The organism is Psychroserpens jangbogonensis (assembly GCF_000797465.1).
Classification (GTDB): domain Bacteria; phylum Bacteroidota; class Bacteroidia; order Flavobacteriales; family Flavobacteriaceae; genus Psychroserpens; species Psychroserpens jangbogonensis.
The window spans coordinates 151,934-171,726 of the sequence record NZ_JSWG01000009.1; the positions used below are offsets into that span (position 1 = coordinate 151,934).

Consider the following 19,793-nt stretch of genomic DNA (forward strand, 5'->3'; position numbering starts at 1 on the left):
TAAATTTTAGTTGTCAACATAGGTTATGAACACCTGTTAATATATTTATAAACTAGCTTTATAATGAGATATTTAGATATAAAATTATTGTTCATTACCTATTCATCGAATTATATAAGTCATATATCAAAACAAAATATTAAAAAGTTATAGCTACTATTAACACACTATAATCATCATCATTTATTTTTTTAAATTTTAAAAGAAAAATGATAATATGTATATATATGTTGATAACTACAAAATGAACTTCGGAATAGTACATCGTTGAAGTCATAACTAATAATGGTAAAGCAACAAAAAAATTAATTATAGAATAGTTTATAATAAATAAAGTGTTATTAGTTTTTTACTAGTTTTTTTGTAAAACTACCTTTATCTGTTGTTATTTTTACTAGGTATAAACCAGATTCTATATAGCTTGTAGAAATATTAGTACTAATAGATTTTAGTATTAATTTTCCTGTGATATCAAATAGCGAAACGTTATTTAAAATAGCTAAATTATTTAATACTATATCTAATTCATCTTTTATAGGGTTTGGACCAACATACACTTTAGATATATCAAAGTCTAAAAGACTTAAAGCATCACAGTCTTCACTGTAAGTATCATCTACATCTTTTTGCCAATAAATATAGATACCTGTACCTGCTGTTGCAGCGTTTGCATCTGCTACAGTAATACAATCTAAGTTTGGTGTGTTAGTGCCACTAAAACCAGTTAATACGCTATTATTACTCAAATCTAAACTACTAAGTGGTGTGTCTGAAGTAATTAAATAAGATAATGCGCTATTCGTACTCACATCTAAACTGCTAAGAGGCATGTTATAAGTAAATAAAGTAGTTAATGCTGTATTTGTACTCACATTTACACTACTTATAGAAGTATTATTAATAGATAAATGAATTAATTCGGTGTTCGTGCTTATATCTAAACTAGTTAACCCAGTATTATAACTGGCTTCTAAATAAGTTAATACAGTATTATTACTAAGATTTAAATCATTTAGAGAGTTACCATCAACATATAATTGAGTTAATGCTATATTATTACTCAGATCTAAACTATTTAAAGACGCTACACTAGCTATTAAAGTGTGTAATGCTATATTATTACTCAGATCTAAACCACTTAATGGATTGCTAGAAATAGATAAATAAGTTAATGCGGTATTACTACTCAAATCTAAACTACTTATTGAGTTGTTATAAGCATATAAATCAGTTAATGCAGTAAAATCCTCTATTCCTGTTAAATCGCTAACTCCAGTAAAACCTAAATCTACTATAGTTACGTTTACTATATTAGCTGTTGGTACTGATCCATCAATTGGAGCTGTATCATAACCTTCGTCAATTAAGTACTGTTCAAAAATTGGATCTGGTATTTGAGTTTGGGAAAATGAATAATTAAAAATGAATAAACTAAAAAAAAATAAGACATGAAGTAATTTTGTTTTCATAATATGTGTTTTTAATTAATAGATTAAAGTTTTGATTTAAAACCTATTACCTTTAAAGCTTTATCCTAAATAAAGCTTTTTTTATGAGACATTTATTAAAAAAAGTATAGTCGGTTATTAATTGTTTATAGATGGTAGTTTATTAACTTTTAAATGAAAATGAAGACATATGTAGATCTGTTTATAACAACTTGTTTTCATTAACTTAACGTTCTCTAAACACGATTAAATAATTAAACCGTAGATTTGCAGAAACTTAATAAGCTCTTCTTCACTTTAATTAAGTTGAATAATAAAAAATTCCTAATACTTTTAGGAATAGAAAATGATTACAAATTATAATGACAAAACGAAAAAAAAAGAAATCCAATAAAGGGATTTCAAACCTTACAAATACAATTCTGAGTATTTTAAAAAAAGACAGAAACAAAACATTTAATTACAAACAAATTGCTGCTATACTTGACGTTAACGATGCAAGTAGTAGAAATCAAATCATAAAAACGCTACATCAACTCAAAGCAAAGCAAGAGATTGAAGAAGTAGATCGCGGTAAATTTAAAGCCATCGTAAATACCGAATATCATACAGGTCGTGTAGATATGGCTTCTAGAGGATCAGGATATATTATTTGTGATGATTTTGAAGATGATACTTATATTGCTTCAAACAATATGAATAGAGCACTTCATGGAGATGAGGTCGAATTTTATGCGTACAAACGCAGAAAACGCGGTAAGCTTGAAGGTGAAGTTACGAGCATCATCAAACGCGCAAAAAGCGAATATGTTGGTGTGATTCAAATTTCAGAAAAAAAGAATTTTGCATTCGTAGTTCCTGATGGAAACAAAATGTATAAAGATATTTTTGTACCTATTAATAAAATTAGTAAAGCCGAAGATGGCGATAAGGTATTGGTATCTTTAGAAGAATGGCCAGAAAAGGCCGATTCTCCAAACGGACGCGTACTTAAGGTTCTTGGTAAGCCAGGAGAACATAATACCGAAATACACGCTATTCTTGCAGAGTATGGATTGCCACTCGAATTTCCGCACGATGTAGAAGAATTTGCTAACAAAATAGATACATCTATTACTAAAGAAGAAATTGCAAAACGTCGTGATATGCGTAAAGATTTAACCTTTACCATAGATCCAAAAGATGCAAAGGATTTTGATGATGCTTTATCATTTAAGGTATTAGATAACGGATTGTATGAAATTGGAATTCATATTGCAGATGTGTCTCACTATTTACAAGAAGATACAATTTTAGATGATGAAGCTTATGAACGTGCAACTTCAGTTTATTTGGTGGATAGAGTAGTACCAATGCTTCCAGAAATCTTATCAAATGGAGCGTGTTCATTGCGACCACATGAAGAAAAATATACGTTTTCTGCAGTGTTTAAAATGAATGAAAAGGCTGAAATTAAAGACCAATGGTTTGGAAGAACTGTAACATATTCTGACGCTAGATTTGCTTATGAAGAAGCACAAGCAATTATAGAACGAAATGTTGCGTTGAATCCAGCTGAAACATCTCAATTAAATAAAATTGATACCACAATCCCTAAAGAAGTTTCTCTTACAGGTAAAGAATACAAAACGAGCCCAGAAATTGCTCAAGCTACTTTAAAATTAGACGAGCTAGCTAAAATTATGCGTCGTAAACGTATGAGTTCTGGTGCTATTTCTTTTGATAAAGTTGAAGTAAAATTCAATTTAGATGAAGAAGCTAATCCAGTTGGAGTTTACTTTAAAACAAGTAAAGACGCTAATAAATTGATTGAAGAATTTATGTTATTGGCTAATAAAAAAGTTTCAGAATTTGTAGGTAAACAAAATCCGAAGAAAACATTCGTATATCGTGTTCATGACGAGCCAGATGAGAGTAAATTAGCTTCATTACAAAATGTAGTAGGTCGATTTGGATATAAATTAAACTTTAAAGATCGAAAGAGTGTTGCGTCTTCATTGAATAATTTATTAAAAGAAGTAAATGGTAAAAAGGAACAAAATCTAGTAGATACACTTACAATTCGAACGATGAGTAAGGCTGAATATACGACTCAGAATATTGGACATTACGGATTAGCATTTGATTATTACAGTCACTTTACTTCGCCGATTCGCCGTTATCCTGATGTGATGGCACATCGTTTATTACAAACTTATTTAGATGGAGGAAAATCTGCTAATGAAGATGTTTATGAAGATAAATGTAATCACTCTAGTAGAATGGAATATTTGGCCACTAAAGCCGAACGTGATTCTATAAAATACATGCAAATTCGTTTTATGGAAGATCATAAAAATGAAGATTTTGTTGGTGTAATTTCTGGAGTTACAGATTGGGGAATTTATGTTGAAATCATACAGAATAAATGTGAAGGCATGGTAAGTGTTAGAGACATGAAAGACGATCATTATGCTTTTGATGAAGATCATTATGCATTAGTTGGTAAAAACTCTAAAATCATGTACCAACTTGGAGATGAGGTTGTTGTTAGGGTTAAAAACACCGATTTAGTTAAAAAGCATTTAGATTTCACACTAATAGGTAAGCACCAACAAGACTAAATATTTTATTCTAATACAAAGAAATTTAAGTTATGATTCTAACGACAACAAATAATATTGAAGGGTTTAAAATTACCGAATACAAGGGTATTGTATCAGGTACTTCTTCTGAGATTAAAACAAAATTCTCCTTTAAGAATGATAAAAACATGGAGATTATTGAAGATATTATGAGTGAGGCTAAAGAACAAGCTTTTCAAAAACTTCAAACCAATGCTAGCAAATTAAAGGCAAATGCTGTTGTGGGAATTAGTGTAGATATAGAAACAGTTAGTGGTTCATACTTTTTTGTTTCAGTTACAGGAACCGCTGTTTCTGTAGCTTAGTTTTATTAATTCATTTAAAACTGTAACATTTTTGTTTCTGTACACTCTTTAATAACAGAAACCAGAAAGAAACACATAAAATTATATTCAAATGAAAACTATTTTAACGATTGCATTATTGGTGGTTACATCTGTATTAACAGCACAGAACCCAAAAGAAAAAGGAGTAGGTGACTTTACTGAAGTAAAGGTATTTGACTTAATTGCAGTCAACTTAATTAAAAGTGATGTTAATAAAGTAGAAATAACTGGAGACGATATTGAAGATGTAGAGGTAATCAATAAAGACGGAAAGCTAAAAATTAGAATGAAGTTTGATAAATCCTTCAATGGAGAAAGAACATTTGTAGCTGTGTATTACACGAAATTAAATGTTATTGATGGTAATGAAGGTGCTTTTATTTCTTCAAATGAATTAATCACTCAAGATTATATTGAGCTCAGAGCACAAGAAGGTTCGCGTTTAAAAATAGGTTTGGATGTTGATAAAGTTGATATAAGAGCTGTTACAGGTGGTATTATTGAAACCAGAGGAAAAGCTACATCGCAAGATATTACCTTAAACACAGGAGGTATTTATGAAGGTAAATCTTTTGAGACTAAAAATACGACTGTAAGCATTAAAGCTGCTGGTGAAGCAGATGTTCATGCATCAAAACTTGTCAATGCTAAAGTATTAGCAGGTGGTGATGTTTATGTTTATGGAAACCCAGAAAGCATCAAAGAAAACACAACTTTTGGAGGTCGTGTTAAACGCATGAACTAATCCTTGAGCTATTAAGCTGAGAAAACGTCTTTTTTTATTAGTTTTGTAGGAAAGCTATTTCCTAAATATGTTTGATGATATTTTAGCAGCTATTCCTTTCGGAATTATCCTTGCATTCACTATTGGTCCAGTATTTTTCGTACTGCTAGAAACTAGTGCTACCAAAGGATTTAAAAGCGCTTTAATTTTCGATTTAGGAGTTATAGTAGCAGACATTGTCTTTATTCTTTTGGCGTTTTACAGTACCAATATGCTTATTGATAAAATAAAAGACGATCCAAATTTCTTAATTTTTGGAGGCGTACTGCTGTTGGTTTATGGCATTATTTCTTTCATAAAAACTTCTAAATCATTTAGATCTATTGTTAGAGAGTATCATAAAGTTGAAATTGAAAAGAATGCTTTCGGTAAACTTTTTATTAAAGGCTTTTTACTCAATTTTATAAATATTGGTGTACTTATAGGTTGGTTAGGTTTTATTGTTATTGGAAGCTCAATCACAGAATCCGAAAACGGTGTAACTGTTTTTATTGTGACGATGCTAACGGTTTACTTCCTAACAGATTTAGTTAAAATTGCAGCAGCTAAACGATTAAAAAACAAGCTTACACCACGTCTTATCTATAAAACAAAAAAAATTATTGCACTTGTAGTGCTAGGTTTCGGAGTCTTATTATTGGTTCAAGGTTTATTTCCTGCAGGAAAAGAACGACTACAAGAAGAAATTGAACATCGTTTATAATTTATTTAAAACTGATGGCTAAAACCGAATATCGCATTTACGTTGTCGAATTATCTAAAAGAGTATTTACTGAAAATAGGAAATTTAGAGAAGCTAACCCTCAATTTAATGGCGTTTTAGAATGTCTCTATGTTGGGATGACAAGTAAAACACCTAAAGAGCGATTCGAACAGCACAGAACGGGCTATCGAAATAAAAAGGGATATAAGTTATCTTCAAATATTGTAGAGAAATACGGATCGTACTTACGACCAAGTCTTTACAATCATATTTCGCCATTAGCAACTAGAGCAGAAGCATTAAAAATGGAAGAAACATTAGCTTTAGAATTAAGAAGACAGCGATATGCAGTCTGGTTTAATTAAATTTTCATAAAATTTTAGACATAAAAAAACCTCCAAGCATAAACTTGAAGGTTCTTGAGGCGTCTAGCGGATTCGAACCGCTGTAGATGGTTTTGCAGACCACTGCCTAGCCACTCGGCCAAGACGCCTTTTATACCTTTTCTAAAAAGGTAGCTCGTTATTTCTAGCGAGTCAGCAAATGTAAAAAAAATAACCATTTTACACTATTAACCCTTACTTTTTTCTTCTTTCGGTCATTTTTATCGTTACCATTTCAACATCACCACCTATTGGAGGGTTTAATTTACTCACACTAATGGTCGCTTTTTTAACTAATGAATCCTCTTTAAATATACGTTTTAAAATACGTTTTGCTACAGTTTCTAAAAGCTTTGAAGGGTGTTGCATTTCCTCTTTCACGATTTTATTTAAAAGTACATAGTCAACAGTATCTGATAATTCATCAGTTTGTGAGGAGGTTTTTAAATGCGCTTTTACTTTTAAGTCAACACGGTAATCACTTCCTATTTTTGTTTCTTCTTTTAAGCAACCATGATGTGCATAAACACGTATGTTTTCAACTTTTATGATTCCCATCTCTAATTTGTAAAAAAGTCAAATACATTACTTAAGCCACTTGTTTTGGTCTTATAAAACTCAGTATAAGTGCATCGCTCACAGATTACACTTGTGAATTTTTGATTTTGTATGTCAAATATTTTCGAGAGCGTTCCTCCTGTTGCTCTCATTTGTCCTGTTTTGTATGTTCTGTTATCACACTTAGGACATTTGTAGTTTACGTGTTCCATGGGTTTTAATTTTCTATAAAATTAATCAAACTAGAATAGATTTATAACCAATAAAAGGGATATTTACTTAATTTTGTGCAATAATTCTGTAGAGATGTCTGAAGAAACAAAATCGCTTAATTTTATTGAGCACATTATAGAAGAAGATTTAGCAAATGGTTTGTCAAAAGATAAGCTTCGTTTTCGTTTTCCTCCCGAACCTAATGGATATTTACATATCGGTCACACTAAAGCCATCGGAATTAGTTTTGGTTTAGGTGAAACATATAATGCGCCAGTTAACCTTCGTTTTGATGATACCAATCCAGCCAAAGAAGAACAAGAATATGTTGATGCTATTAAGCGTGATATTCAATGGTTAGGATATGAATGGGCAAATGAATTTTACTCTTCAGATTATTTCCACAAGCTATATGATTGGGCAATTCAACTTATAAAAGATGGAAAAGCTTATATAGATTCTCAGTCAAGTAAAGCAATGGCTGAACAAAAAGGAACGCCAACACAGCCAGGTGTTGATGGTCCTTATCGCAATAGAACTGTAGAAGAGAATCTTGAGTTGTTCGAGCGAATGAAAAGCGGTGAGTTTGATGAAGGATCACATATTCTTCGAGCAAAAATAGACATGCAGCATCCAAATATGCTAATGCGTGATCCTATCATGTATCGTATTTTGAAGAAGCAGCATCACAGAACAGGTGATGAATGGTGTATTTATCCAATGTATGATTGGACACATGGCGAAAGTGATTATATCGAACAAATTTCTCATTCATTGTGTTCTCTCGAATTTAAGCCTCATAGAGAGCTTTATGATTGGTTCAAGGAACATGTTTATGGTTATGCATCAGAAGCGCTTCCAATGGCTCCTAAGCAACGTGAATTTGCACGATTAAACTTGAGTTACACGATTATGAGTAAACGTAAATTACTCAAACTCGTAGAGGAAGGCCTTGTTTCTGGTTGGGATGACCCTAGAATGCCAACAATTTCTGGATTGCGTCGTCGTGGTTATACACCAAATTCTATTCGTAAATTTATTGAAAAGGTAGGCGTAGCAAAACGTGAAAATGTGATTGATGTTTCACTTTTAGAGTTTTGTATACGAGAAGATTTAAATCAATCAGCGCCAAGAGTTATGGCTGTTTTAGATCCTGTGAAATTAGTAATTACTAATTATCCTGATGATAAAGAGGAGTGGTTTGAAGCAGAAAATAATCCTGGAGACGAAAAAGCTGGTTCTAGAAAAGTACCATTTTCTAAAGAATTATATATTGAACGCGACGATTTTAAGGAAGAAGCAAGTAACAAATTCTTCAGATTAAAACTTGGTAGCGAAGTACGACTAAAAAACGCTTATATAATTAAAGGTGAAAGTGTTGTTAAAGACGCAAAAGGTAACATTAAGGAGATTCATTGTACATATTCAACAGACACCGAAAAGAGAATAAAAGGAACATTACATTGGGTATCAATAAAGCACGCTATAAAAGCTGAAGTTAGGGAATATGATAGATTATTTGTGGATGAAGCTCCAGATAGTCACCAAGACAAAGATTTCATGGAGTTTGTTAATCCTAATTCATTAAAAACTATCGAAGCATTTATTGAGCCAAGTCTTGCAGATGTGAAAGTTGGTGATCCCTTTCAATTTCAACGCTTAGGATATTTTAATGTTGATGATGATTCTACAGCTGAGCATTTAATATTCAATAAAACAGTTGGTTTAAGAGATTCATGGGCAAAACAAAAGCCAAAACCTCAACAAAATCAAAATAAACCTCAGCAACCACAACAAAAGCGGCCAGCGATTGAAGTGATTAAGCAACTTGGTAAGAAGTACACAAATGTACCAGAAGCAAAACAGGAAAAGTCAAGAGCTGAAATTTTAAAATTAGCAGAAGAAGTTAGCTATGACGATCTGCAACCATTATTTAATACTGCAGCAAAAAAAGCAGGCACTCGTATTGCAACAATGATTACGTTAAGTGTTTTATTAAAAAACGGTCAAAAACGAAATGAAGATATCGATGCTTTTATAGAAAAGGCAAAAGAAGATAGTAATGATTTATTGGTAGCAGAAGCTAATTTAGTTTAATATACCGAAAACCTTTAAAAGCCCATAAGACTAATGTTTTATGGGTTTTCCTTTTCAAATATCCTTGCTAAACGTTAAAAATTAAACCCTATAAACGATTTTAAGTATATTTATGTCACTAACTATAATCAATTTACATCATGGAATTTAATTATTTAGCAATTTTTGTTGCTGCAATCGTACCTATTGTTTTAGGCTTTATTTGGTATAATCCAAAAGTTTTTGGAACCGCTTGGGCTCGTGAAGCTGAAATGACAGAAGAAAAAATGAAAAGTGGTAATATGCCAGTTATTTTTTTAGTGTCATTAGTATTATCTTTTATTCTTGCTTTTTTTCTTCAAGCACTTACAAACCACCAAATGGGAGCTTTTAGCTTAATGGGTGGAGATCCTACTTTAGCAAAACCGTCTTATGAGGCGTTTATGGCTGATTATGGAAACGTTTTTAGAACCTTTAAGCATGGCGCTTTACATGGAGCCATTGCTGGTATATTTATGTATTTACCTGTAATTGCAATTAACGGAATGTTTGAACGTAAAAGCTGGAAATATATCCTTATTAACGGAATGTATTGGACAATATCCTTAACGATAATGGGAGCCATTGTTTGCGGTTGGTTATAATTTTGTAACATAAAAGAATTTTAAAGACTGATAACTTAAGTTTTCAGTCTTTTTATTTTATCATATTGACACACTTTAAATTATATAATTCAACATCAGACTTGCCTCAAGCTTGGAATACGCTTCCTACGCATGATGTATTCTTAAAAACACCGTTTCTTAAGGCGCTTGAAAATTCTAGTCCGAGTAATTTTTCTACTTACTTTTTGGGTGTTTATCAAGAAGAGAAATTAGTAGGTATTGCTATTATTCAACGTGTTCAAATGTATTTAGATGATGTGTTTAGAAAAACCTCTAATCAGTTTTTTAAACGCTGCGGAAAATTCCTCATCTCAAAGATTGTAAAAGGCAATGCTTTAATAGTAGGAAACCTTATGCATACAGGACAACATGGTTTGTATTTCAATTCCGAATCTATCTCTCAAGATGTTTTTTTAGATCAAGTTTCTAAAGGGTTGCATGAGCTTGCAAAAACAATTAAGGATCAATTCGGTAAAAAAATAAGAATCATAGGGTTTAAAGATTATTTTGAAAATGATTCATTTCATTCTAGTAGAGATTTCTTCCGGAAAGAAAAGTTATACAAAGCTCAGGCACAACCAAACATGATTTTCGATGTCAGGGATAGTTGGTCTTCGCCAGAAACTTATATTGCGGATTTTAATAAAAAATATCGAAGACGGTTTAAGACTGCCCGTAAAAAAAGTCAAGGTATTGAGTGTAACGAGTTCAATTTGGAAGACGTTGAAAATCACTCTGGTGAAATTTATAGATTATATGAAAACGTGTCTGACAACGCAGGTGTTAATTCGTTTAAACTACACGAAAACCATTTCTTTCAACTCAAAAAAGAGCTTAAGGACGACTTTAAACTATATGGTTATTTTTCAGGTGAAGAACTAATAGGTTTTTATTCATTTATTAAAAACCACGACAAACTAGAGACCTACTTTTTAGGATATAATCAAGAGTTGCAACACCAATATCAAATGTATTTAAATATGTTGTTTGATATGGCCTCTTTCGGAATTCAACACCAGTTTAAGCAAGTTATTTTTGCGAGAACCGCTATGGAAATAAAGAGTTCAATTGGCGCGAAACCATACAATATGCATATTTATTTAAAGCATACCAATAACATTATAGCCAATACCGTTTTAAAACTGATTGTAAAATATGCCAATCCAGTAAGGGATTGGGATGAGAGACATCCTTTCGCTCAAAACTCGATTATTACCAAACCTTAATTTTCTTCTATAACTTCGGTTGTTAATTGATCATCTGGAATTTCTAGTTTGGTTTGGAAGTCAGAGAATACCATATTCATCATATTTGGATTCTTAAGCTGTTTAGCCTCAATAAAGCACCAATATTGTGCTTCTGAATTATAGATTCCTAGCAAGTAACTTTTTGATTTAATTCTCTTGTCATTCATTTTCATCACATTGTAGCCTTCAACAATACACCTATGCTGATCTTGTTCGAATACAATTTCAGAAACATTTAATATATCTGCTTTTTCAAAGACAAATCCTTGAGAATTTAAATCATCAAAGGTTTTCTTTAACATTGGAATAGCCTGTTCTTGACCTCCCATTAATTCCACAACCTTAGGAAGAGTGTGCTTTAATACCGTTTTAAAATCCTGGTCTAAAGTGGCTTTACTTGTGGTTTTAGCATCTCTTAAGGCACCCTCTTTTGTTTGAGAATGCCCTAAGCTAAAACTGAGTAATGCTATAAAAAGAAACGCATTAATTCTATTCTTCATCTTTTTTTCTTGAATTTTTCATAGCCTCACCAATTTGATTACTTGCCGTAAAACTAGCAACCATATCATTTAGCATTTCGCTTCCAGCTTGAGGTGAATTTGGCATTAAAATCAAGTTACTATTTGTGTGTTGACCTATAGATTGCAAGGTGTCGTAGTGTTGTGTTACAACAATAAGTGCAGAGGCTTCTTGAGAATTGATGCCTACTTTATTTAATACTTCAACCGACTCTTCCAAACCACGAGCAATTTCACGACGTTGATCAGCAATACCTTGTCCTTGTAAACGCTTACTTTCAGCTTCAGCTTTTGCTTTTTCTACAATTAAAATACGAGCTGCATCACCTTCAAACTGAGCTGCAGTTTTTTCTCTATCTGCCGCATTAATTCTGTTCATCGCTTCTTTTACCTGTGCATCTGGATCTATATCAGTTACTAAGGTTTTAATAATATCGTAACCATATTCAGCCATCGCATCATTTAATTCAGATTTAACCGCAATAGCAACATCATCTTTACGAACAAAAACATCGTCTAATTTCATTTTAGGCACTTCGGCACGAACAACATCAAACACATAAGATGTTATTTGATCATGCGGATAATCAAGTTTATAGAACGCATCATAAACTTTTTCTCTAATCACTTTGTATTGCACAGACACTTTTAAACGCACAAACACATCATCTAAAGTTTTAGTTTCTATAATAACATCTAACTGCTGAATTTTCAAACTTAGTCTACCAGCAATGCGATCTACTAAAGGTATTTTAAGCTGTAATCCAGATTGCCTAGTACTATTAAACTTACCGAAGCGTTCAATAATAGCGGCTGTTTGTTGTTTAACAACGAAGAATGACGAAATCAATACGATTAAGCCGAAAAATATAATTGGAATTAAAATAAATTCACCCATAACAAGTTTTTTTAAATGGTTAAGAAAATAATCAGTTACTAAATTAAGTTATATTTGCTCAAATCACACACTTTAGAGATGCAAAAGAAGCAGTTTATTATATTAGTAGTGTTTTGTGTTGCTTTTGTTACAATATCGACAGCACAACATAAAAGATACACGATAAAAAACGGAATAGGATTTGTTGGAGGATTAACCCAATATGATATTACAACCGATAACTTTAAAACTAAAAGCGGTTCAGGTTTTCTAGGAGGCATGGTTGCAACAGTTGATATTCCTCACAAGTGGTTTACTGTAAGCTATGGTTTGCAATTATCTCAAAATTCAATTGAAATTGAAGGTCGATCTACTGCAACATCGAAAAACATCGAAATGTTAGAATATGATTTAATGGCTGTTCAGTTGGCATTTATGCTTCACGTGAAACTAATAAGTAATAATCTTACTCTAGATGTAGGACCACAACTTCAATACAATGGTCAGTTAGATCTTAAGAGCAGTAGTCAAGAAGAATTTTTTATTAATGGTTATGATGCATTGTTAGCTGAAGACATAAGCGATATTTCTCCTTTTAATGTCAATGGAGTAGTAGGAGCAACAGCTGGCATTGGTAATTTTAAGCTAAGAGCAACCTATAGCTACGGATTTACAAATATTTTCAATAAACTCAATGACGAGGATTTAACAACTACTCCTTCTTCTGAAAAGTTTGAGGGTAACCAAACCATGCTCGCCTTTTCGTTGATGATTACGCTTTAAATTGACTTTATAATAGCGTCAATACGATTCAATGTTTCAGTTTTTCCAATCATAAAAATAATATCAAAAACATCTGGACCTTGCAGAGCTCCAACAAGAGCTAGTCGTAAAGGCATCATTACTTTCCCAAAACCAATTTCGTTAGAAGTAATCCATCCTTTTATAGTATTTTGAAGGTTTTCAACCGTGAAGTCTTCTAAGCTATCAATTAAATCTTTGACAGTAGTTAAAATTTCAGCCGTATCCTCTTTTAGGGCCTTTTTTGAAGCTTTTTCATCATAAGAAATAGGGGCAACAAAGAAGAAGTGACTTAAGTCCCAAAAATCACCAACAAATGTCGCGCGTTCTTTAACCAAAGCAACTACCATTTCGATGTATTGTGAGTCAATTTCAATTAATTCAGTTCTCGAATTTTTGAATGCATCAGCTAAACCATTATTGTCTTGAACTTGCATATAATGATGATTAAACCACTTAATTTTATCTGGATCAAAACGGGCTCCAGCTTTATTTACACGGTCTAAATCAAAAGCATTAGTTAATTCTTCTAGGTTAAATATTTCTTGTTCAGTACCTGGATTCCAGCCAAGAAAAGCCAAGAAGTTAATCATTGCATCAGCAAAATAACCGTCTTCTTTATAACCTCTTGAAGTATCTCCAGATTTTGGATCTGTCCATTCTAAGGGAAATACAGGAAAACCTAATTTATCACCATCTCGCTTACTTAATTTTCCTTTTCCTGTTGGCTTTAGTATTAATGGTAAATGTGCAAATTGTGGTGTTTCCCAGCCAAAAGCAGTGTACAATTGATAGTGCAATGCTAAAGATGGCAACCATTCTTCGCCACGGATCACATGAGAAATTTCCATTAAGTGATCGTCAACAATATTTGCTAAGTGATAAGTTGGCATTCCATCACTTTTAAATAAAACTTTATCGTCTAAAACATTGGTGTCAATTTTAATATCACCACGAATAATATCTTTAAGACGTAAAATTTCGTCTTGAGGTGATTTAAACCGAATCACATAATTGTCACCAGCATCTATTTTTGCTTTTACCTCTTCTTTAGTAAGAGATAAAGAGTTACTTAATTTTAACCTGTTATGCCAGTTGTAGATAAAGGTTTTTCCTTTAGCTTCGTGATCTTTTCTATGAAAGTCTAAAGTTTCAGCAGTATCAAACGCATAGTATGCATGACCTTTTTCGATTAATTCATTTGCATATTGCTTATATAAATGCTTACGTTCGCTTTGTCTGTAAGGTCCAAATTTTTCATTCTTGTTTGGCCCTTCATCAAACGGTATGTTACACCAATTTAAGGATTCAACAATGTAATCCTCAGCACCTTCAACATATCTATTTTGATCGGTATCTTCAATACGTAGTATGAAAGTTCCGTTATGTTTTTTTGCAAACAAGTAGTTAAAAAGGGCTGTTCTCACACCTCCAATATGTAAAGGTCCAGTTGGGCTTGGTGCAAAACGCACACGAACGTCTTTGGTCATGGTTTTTATTTTATGACTGCAAAGGTAAAACGATATTTATGAATAGAAATGGTTAAGTTAAAATCATTTCCTTAGGCACACGTTTATTCATAATCCTAAACCATAAAGGAGGAATCATTGCTAGAACCATAGAGGTTGGATATCCAAATGGCATTTGCGGACTTTCGTCATGGCAATCTAATATTTGATACTTTTTAGATGATTTGAAGTGGTGATCGCTATGTCTTGTTAGTTCGTATAACACAATTCTACCAATGACATGATTTGAATTCCAAGAATGCATTTCTTTAACACGCTCGTATCGACCAGATTTGGTTTTTAATCGCATTAATCCATAATGTTCAATATAGTTTACTGATTCAAGGAGAAGAATTCCAATAATTCCTGCGGAAACAGCAAACAATAATCCAATATTTCCGAGTAAAATGAAAATAGTTGCTAAATAACTAATTTGAAAAATCGTATACCAAAACATATCGTTTTTTAAAGAAAAGAACCTTTGATTATTATTTGTTAATAGTTTGTTCTGAATTTTCCAAGCACCAACATATTGCCTATAAATAGAGGTAAACCAAAAAGAATACACCGTTTGATTATATCTTGCAGTTGCTGGATCTTCGGGAGTTGCAGCATGTAAATGGTGACCAAAATTATGTTCAATGTAAAAATGCATATAATGTGAAGGCAGGAGTAAAGCCTTACCAATAAAACGCTCGTTTGTATTTTGTCTGTGGCCAAGTTCGTGTGCGACATTAATTCCGTTTACACTTAAGACAATACCAACAGTAATAATCATTCCTGTAAGTTCATAAGTTTCAATAACTGATGTGGCTGCTTGATATATTCCAAAGAATAATAATCCGTAAACGACAGGAAAGTTGAGGTATAATAACCAATCAAAAACGGTTTGCTTTAATTTGTGGTCTGCATCTTCCGAAGACAGGTTACTAGGTTCAACCGGAAAAACAACCTCTAGCAAAGGGATCATTACAAAAGCGTAAATGGGAGTTAAAAACACGAAACTTCCTTTAAAATATAATCCTAAAAAAGCAACAAGTGGTATGGAGAATGCAGCGAGATATTTTAAGTCTTTCATACAAATGGTAATGCGAGTTGGTCTTTATTTTAACACAACTCCTCGAAATTAACAGAAACTTACCAAATTTAGGCATTTGCAGGTTAAAATAAAATTGTAGTTTAGTGAGTTAAATAGTTAATGTTGAATAATTTCAAGAACATACAATCCAAATTAGAACAATTCATTAGGAGATTCTATACTAATGAATTAGTCAAAGGCGCTATTTTGTTTTTCGCTATTGGCTTGTTGTATTTAATTGTGACCTTGTTAATTGAGTATTTCTTGTGGTTAAACCCAACAGCTAGAACTATTTTGTTTTGGGTTTTTATCAGTGTTGAATTAGCATTATTTACAAAGTTTATTGCGTTTCCATTAGCGAAATTATTCAAACTTAAAAAAGGTATAGATTACGAGGAGGCTTCTCAAATTATTGGAAATCATTTCCCTGAAGTAAGTGACAAGCTACTAAACGTGCTTCAGCTAAATCATAATAATACCCAATCTGAACTTCTTGAAGCAAGTATCGAACAGAAATCGTCTGAATTAAGTCCGATTCCATTCAAACTGGCTATTAATTTTAATAAGAACACCAAGTATTTAAAATATGCCGCAATTCCAATCGCAATTTTACTAGTATCATATTTTACGGGTAAAATAGATTGGTTTAGTGATAGTTACGATCGAGTCATTAATTATCAAACAGCTTACGAGCCACCTGCGCCTTTTCAGTTTTTTGTTGCTAATGAAGATATGAATGCTATAGAAAACAAAGAGTTTAAACTTATTGTTAACACTGCAGGTGATGTCGTTCCGGAAAATGCTCAAATTCATTACAATGGTCAATCCTATTTCCTTCAGCAGTCGGCTCCAGGTCAATTTGAATATTTATTTCCTCAGTTAAAAGATGCTTTGAGTTTTAATTTGTCGGCTAACGAAGTGCGTTCAAAAGATTACAGTGTCAATGTGATTAAAGTGCCTACTTTAGTGAATTTTGAAATGGTTTTAGATTATCCAGCCTACACTCAAAAAAGAGATGAGATTTTAAAGAGTACAGGGAACTCAACAATTCCCGAAGGAACAAATGTTACATGGAAAGTATCTACGCGATCTACAGATGATGTGGCTTTATATTCTAAGGACACGATTAATTTTAAAAATTTAACCGAAGGAAAGTTTGAAGCGACTAAACGTATTTATAATAATACGGATTATAGCATTAGTACAAGCAATGCAAATCTTAAAGACTATGAGAATTTGGCATTTTCATTAAACGTTATTAAGGACAGTTATCCTGAGCTTAATCTAAAGATGGAAAGAGATTCTATAGATAATCAAACACTTTATTTTTTCGGTCAAGTTAGTGATGATTATGGGTTGAGTAAGTTGCGATTGGTGTATTATCCATCAACAAACCCGAGTGAAAAGTCATTTGAGAATATACCTATAGCAAAATCAAATTTTGATGAGTTTGTAAGCGCGTTTCCAAATCAGTTGAATTTAACTGACGGCGTAGATTATGAATTCTATTTTCAAGTATTCGACAATGATGCTATTCATAATTATAAAAGCACAAAGAGCACTGTTTACAATTACAGAAAACTAACCAAGGAAGAAGAAGAGCAAAAACTACTTCAGGAGCAAAATGAAACAATAAAAGATATAGGTAAAACGTTCGAAAAGCTTAAAGAACAGGACAAGAAACTTGAGGAGTTTTCTAAAACCCAAAAGGAAAAGGAAGAGTTAAATTTTAATGACAAAAAGAAGTTTGAAAATTTCTTAAAGCGTCAAAAAGAGCAAGAGCAACTCATGCAAAATTTCAATAAAAAATTGAAAGAAAACCTTGAGGAGTTTCAAAACGAAAACGAAGAAAAGGACCAGTTTAAAGAGGATTTAAAACAACGTCTTGAGGAGAATGAAGAACAACTCAAGAAGGACGAAAAGCTTTTAGAAGAACTTGAGAAAATGCAAGAGAAAATCCAAAAGGAAGAACTTTCTCAAAAACTTGAAGAATTAGCGAAACAGAATAAAAACAAAGAGAGAAGTTTAAAACAACTTTTAGAGCTAACAAAACGCTATTATGTAGCCAAGAAAGCCGAAAAACTACAACAGGAGTTGGAGGAATTGGCCGAAGAACAGGAGAAATTGTCTGAAGAAAGCGAAGAAAACAACACGAAAGAAGAGCAGGAAAAACTAAATAAAAAGTTTGAAGATTTCCAAAAGGAAATGGATGAACTTCAGAAAGAAAATAAGGGTCTTAAAAAGCCAATGGAATTACCTCAAGATAAACCAACGGAGGAATCTATAAAGCAAGACCAACAGGAGGCAACGGATGCTTTAGAGCAAAAAGAACAAGAAGAACAAGAAGAGAAAGATCCTGGCGAAAAGGGTGAACAAGGTGAACCAGGAGAAAAACCAGAAAGCCAACCTCAAGATTCGCAGGAAAAAGCAAAGAAGAAACAAAAGCAGGCCGCTCAGAAAATGAAAGAAATGAGTGGGCAAATGGCTCAAATGATGCAAATGGGAGGTGGAGATCAGGCGCAAGAAGATGCAACCATGCTTAGACAAGTTTTAGATAATTTAGTGTTGTTCTCGTTTGATCAAGAAAATTTAATGGATCAATTTAAGAGCATAGAAATTAACCACAACGAATATGGAAAGTTCTTAAGAAAGCAGAGTAATTTGAGAGAACATTTCGAACATGTTGATGATAGTTTGTTTGCATTATCATTAAGGCAACCAAAAATTTCGGAACAAGTCAATAAACAAATTACAGAAGTGTTTTTTAATATTGACAAGTCACTCGGACAATTGTCTGAAAATCGATTATATCAAGGGGTCGCTGCTCAACAATATACTATTACAGCTACGAATGAGCTGGCTAGCTTCTTAAGTGATATTCTTGATAATATGAATGCTCAAATGAAGCCTTCAATGGGTAAAGGAGGAGGCGATATGCAATTGCCAGATATTATCATGAGTCAAGAACAGTTGAATGGGGAAATGAAGGACGGCATAAAAAAAAGCGAGCAAGGAAAACCAAAGGATGGAGAAGGTGAAAAGGAAGGTGAAAAGGGTAAAGAAGGTGAAAAAGGTAAAAAAGGTAAAGAAGGTAAAGAAGGTGAAGATGGAGAGGGCGGAGAAAACGGAAATTCCCAAGGTGATGGAGAAGGTAGTAATGAAGACCTTAATGGCGAATTATATCGTATTTATCAACAACAACAACAACTACGTCAGGCTTTAGAAAACAAACTAGGAGAATTAGGTAAGCAAGGCGACGGAAAGAAGCTTTTAAAAGATATGGAGGAAGTTGAATTGGATCTAATAAATAAAGGGTTTACAAACCAAACTCTTCAAAAAATGATGGACCTACAACATCAACTGTTGAAAATGGAAAATGCGACGTTTATGCAAGGCGAAGATAATAAGCGTAAATCCGAAACAGATAATACTACTTTTAAGAACACAACAAATAACAAGTTGCCTACCGCAAAAGAGTATTTCAACACTACTGAAATTTTAAATAGGCAAGCACTACCTTTGCAGGACGTTTACAAAAAGAAAGTCCAAGAGTATTTTAAAAAAACAAATGATCAGCTTTAATTACGAAACCGATTTTGAGTTATCCAATGAAAATGAAATTTCGACATGGATTTCTGGCGTTATTATTTCAGAGAATTGTCGAGAAGGAGAGATTAATTATATCTTTTGTACCGATGATTATTTGCATGAAATTAATATGAAATACCTTAATCACGATACCTTAACTGATATTATTAGTTTTGATTATTCTGTAGGAAAAGAATTACATGGTGATGTTTATGTATCTGTAGATAGAGTTGCTGATAACGCTAAAGATTTTAAGGTTTTATTTAGTGAAGAATTGAATCGAGTTATGGTTCATGGCGTTCTTCATTATTGTGGATATAAGGACAAGACTGATGATGATAAATCTGTAATGCGTTCTAAAGAAGATTTCTACATAAAGCAACTGTCTTAATATAT

General features: G+C 32.5%; 18 protein-coding genes and 1 tRNA gene. 11 read left to right on the forward strand and 8 right to left on the reverse strand.

Features of this window, described 5'->3' with window-relative positions; genetic code table 11:
• Positions 1 to 341: 341 nt before the first annotated feature.
• Positions 342 to 1,469, reverse strand: coding sequence for a T9SS type A sorting domain-containing protein (locus tag RH81_RS07765; protein WP_033959494.1), 1,128 nt, complete (start codon positions 1,467 to 1,469; stop codon positions 342 to 344).
• A 341-nt stretch (positions 1,470 to 1,810) separates the two neighbouring features.
• Between RH81_RS07765 and RH81_RS07770 the strand changes: the two genes are divergently transcribed.
• The 5 genes from RH81_RS07770 (at position 1,811) to RH81_RS07790 (ending at position 6,250) form a co-directional block, all read left to right on the forward strand.
• Positions 1,811 to 4,051 carry a ribonuclease R family protein gene (locus RH81_RS07770; RefSeq protein WP_033959495.1) on the forward strand — a complete coding sequence of 747 codons (2,241 nt, stop codon included), beginning with the start codon at positions 1,811 to 1,813 and terminating at the stop codon, positions 4,049 to 4,051.
• A gap of 32 nt (positions 4,052 to 4,083) precedes the next feature.
• A complete protein-coding gene (locus RH81_RS07775) occupies positions 4,084 to 4,377 on the forward strand; it encodes a YbjQ family protein (protein ID WP_033959497.1) in 294 nt (97 codons plus the stop codon).
• A gap of 91 nt (positions 4,378 to 4,468) precedes the next feature.
• Positions 4,469 to 5,143: a head GIN domain-containing protein gene (locus tag RH81_RS07780; protein WP_033959498.1), complete on the forward strand. Its 675-nt coding sequence runs from the start codon at positions 4,469 to 4,471 to the stop codon at positions 5,141 to 5,143.
• Positions 5,144 to 5,210: 67 nt separating this feature from the next.
• Entirely contained in the window at positions 5,211 to 5,885 is a 675-nt protein-coding gene (locus RH81_RS07785) for a LysE family translocator (protein WP_033959499.1), read from the forward strand.
• Positions 5,886 to 5,899: 14 nt separating this feature from the next.
• Entirely contained in the window at positions 5,900 to 6,250 is a 351-nt protein-coding gene (locus RH81_RS07790) for a hypothetical protein (RefSeq protein WP_033959500.1), read from the forward strand.
• A gap of 57 nt (positions 6,251 to 6,307) precedes the next feature.
• Here RH81_RS07790 and RH81_RS07795 read toward each other — a convergent pair.
• From RH81_RS07795 to RH81_RS07805, 3 genes are all read right to left on the reverse strand, one after another.
• A tRNA-Cys gene (locus RH81_RS07795) sits at positions 6,308 to 6,378 on the reverse strand.
• Between the two features lie 85 nt (positions 6,379 to 6,463).
• A complete protein-coding gene (folB, locus tag RH81_RS07800) occupies positions 6,464 to 6,826 on the reverse strand; it encodes a dihydroneopterin aldolase (protein WP_033959501.1) in 363 nt (120 codons plus the stop codon).
• Between the two features lie 2 nt (positions 6,827 to 6,828).
• A complete protein-coding gene (locus RH81_RS07805) occupies positions 6,829 to 7,038 on the reverse strand; it encodes a zinc ribbon domain-containing protein (RefSeq protein WP_033959502.1) in 210 nt (69 codons plus the stop codon).
• A gap of 94 nt (positions 7,039 to 7,132) precedes the next feature.
• Between RH81_RS07805 and RH81_RS07810 the strand changes: the two genes are divergently transcribed.
• The 3 genes from RH81_RS07810 (at position 7,133) to RH81_RS07820 (ending at position 11,006) form a co-directional block, all read left to right on the forward strand.
• A complete protein-coding gene (locus RH81_RS07810) occupies positions 7,133 to 9,136 on the forward strand; it encodes a glutamine--tRNA ligase/YqeY domain fusion protein (RefSeq protein ID WP_033959503.1) in 2,004 nt (667 codons plus the stop codon).
• 140 nt (positions 9,137 to 9,276) lie between these two features.
• Positions 9,277 to 9,759 carry a DUF1761 domain-containing protein gene (locus RH81_RS07815; RefSeq protein ID WP_033959504.1) on the forward strand — a complete coding sequence of 161 codons (483 nt, stop codon included), beginning with the start codon at positions 9,277 to 9,279 and terminating at the stop codon, positions 9,757 to 9,759.
• A gap of 65 nt (positions 9,760 to 9,824) precedes the next feature.
• Positions 9,825 to 11,006, forward strand: a complete 1,182-nt coding sequence (locus RH81_RS07820; protein WP_152604805.1) for a GNAT family N-acetyltransferase — start codon at positions 9,825 to 9,827, stop codon at positions 11,004 to 11,006.
• Here the strand turns inward: RH81_RS07820 and RH81_RS07825 are convergent.
• Together RH81_RS07825 and RH81_RS07830 are read right to left on the reverse strand one after the other, a co-directional pair.
• A complete protein-coding gene (locus RH81_RS07825; RefSeq protein WP_052172467.1) occupies positions 11,003 to 11,527 on the reverse strand; it encodes a hypothetical protein in 525 nt (174 codons plus the stop codon). The genes RH81_RS07820 and RH81_RS07825 overlap by 4 nt on opposite strands.
• Positions 11,517 to 12,443, reverse strand: a complete 927-nt coding sequence (locus RH81_RS07830; RefSeq protein ID WP_033959506.1) for an SPFH domain-containing protein — start codon at positions 12,441 to 12,443, stop codon at positions 11,517 to 11,519. Before RH81_RS07830 ends, RH81_RS07825 begins: the two co-directional genes overlap by 11 nt.
• A gap of 78 nt (positions 12,444 to 12,521) precedes the next feature.
• On the opposite strand from RH81_RS07830, the gene RH81_RS07835 reads away from it, so the two are divergent.
• Positions 12,522 to 13,205, forward strand: coding sequence for an outer membrane beta-barrel protein (locus tag RH81_RS07835; RefSeq protein WP_033959508.1), 684 nt, complete (start codon positions 12,522 to 12,524; stop codon positions 13,203 to 13,205).
• On the opposite strand, the gene gltX is transcribed toward RH81_RS07835, so the two are convergent.
• Both gltX and RH81_RS07845 read right to left on the reverse strand, forming a co-directional pair.
• Positions 13,202 to 14,713 (reverse strand): glutamate--tRNA ligase, encoded by a 1,512-nt coding sequence (gene gltX, locus RH81_RS07840; protein WP_033959509.1) that lies wholly within the window; start codon positions 14,711 to 14,713, stop codon positions 13,202 to 13,204. The genes RH81_RS07835 and gltX overlap by 4 nt on opposite strands.
• 52 nt (positions 14,714 to 14,765) lie before the next feature.
• The gene (locus tag RH81_RS07845) at positions 14,766 to 15,809 is read right to left on the reverse strand and encodes an alkane 1-monooxygenase (RefSeq protein ID WP_033959511.1); all 1,044 of its coding nucleotides are present in this window, start codon (positions 15,807 to 15,809) and stop codon (positions 14,766 to 14,768) included.
• Between the two features lie 120 nt (positions 15,810 to 15,929).
• Between RH81_RS07845 and RH81_RS07850 the strand changes: the two genes are divergently transcribed.
• Positions 15,930 to 19,391 carry an ABC-2 transporter permease gene (locus RH81_RS07850; protein WP_052172468.1) on the forward strand — a complete coding sequence of 1,154 codons (3,462 nt, stop codon included), beginning with the start codon at positions 15,930 to 15,932 and terminating at the stop codon, positions 19,389 to 19,391.
• A complete protein-coding gene (gene ybeY, locus RH81_RS07855; protein WP_033959512.1) occupies positions 19,378 to 19,788 on the forward strand; it encodes an rRNA maturation RNase YbeY in 411 nt (136 codons plus the stop codon). Before RH81_RS07850 ends, ybeY begins: the two co-directional genes overlap by 14 nt.
• Positions 19,789 to 19,793 lie beyond the last annotated feature (5 nt).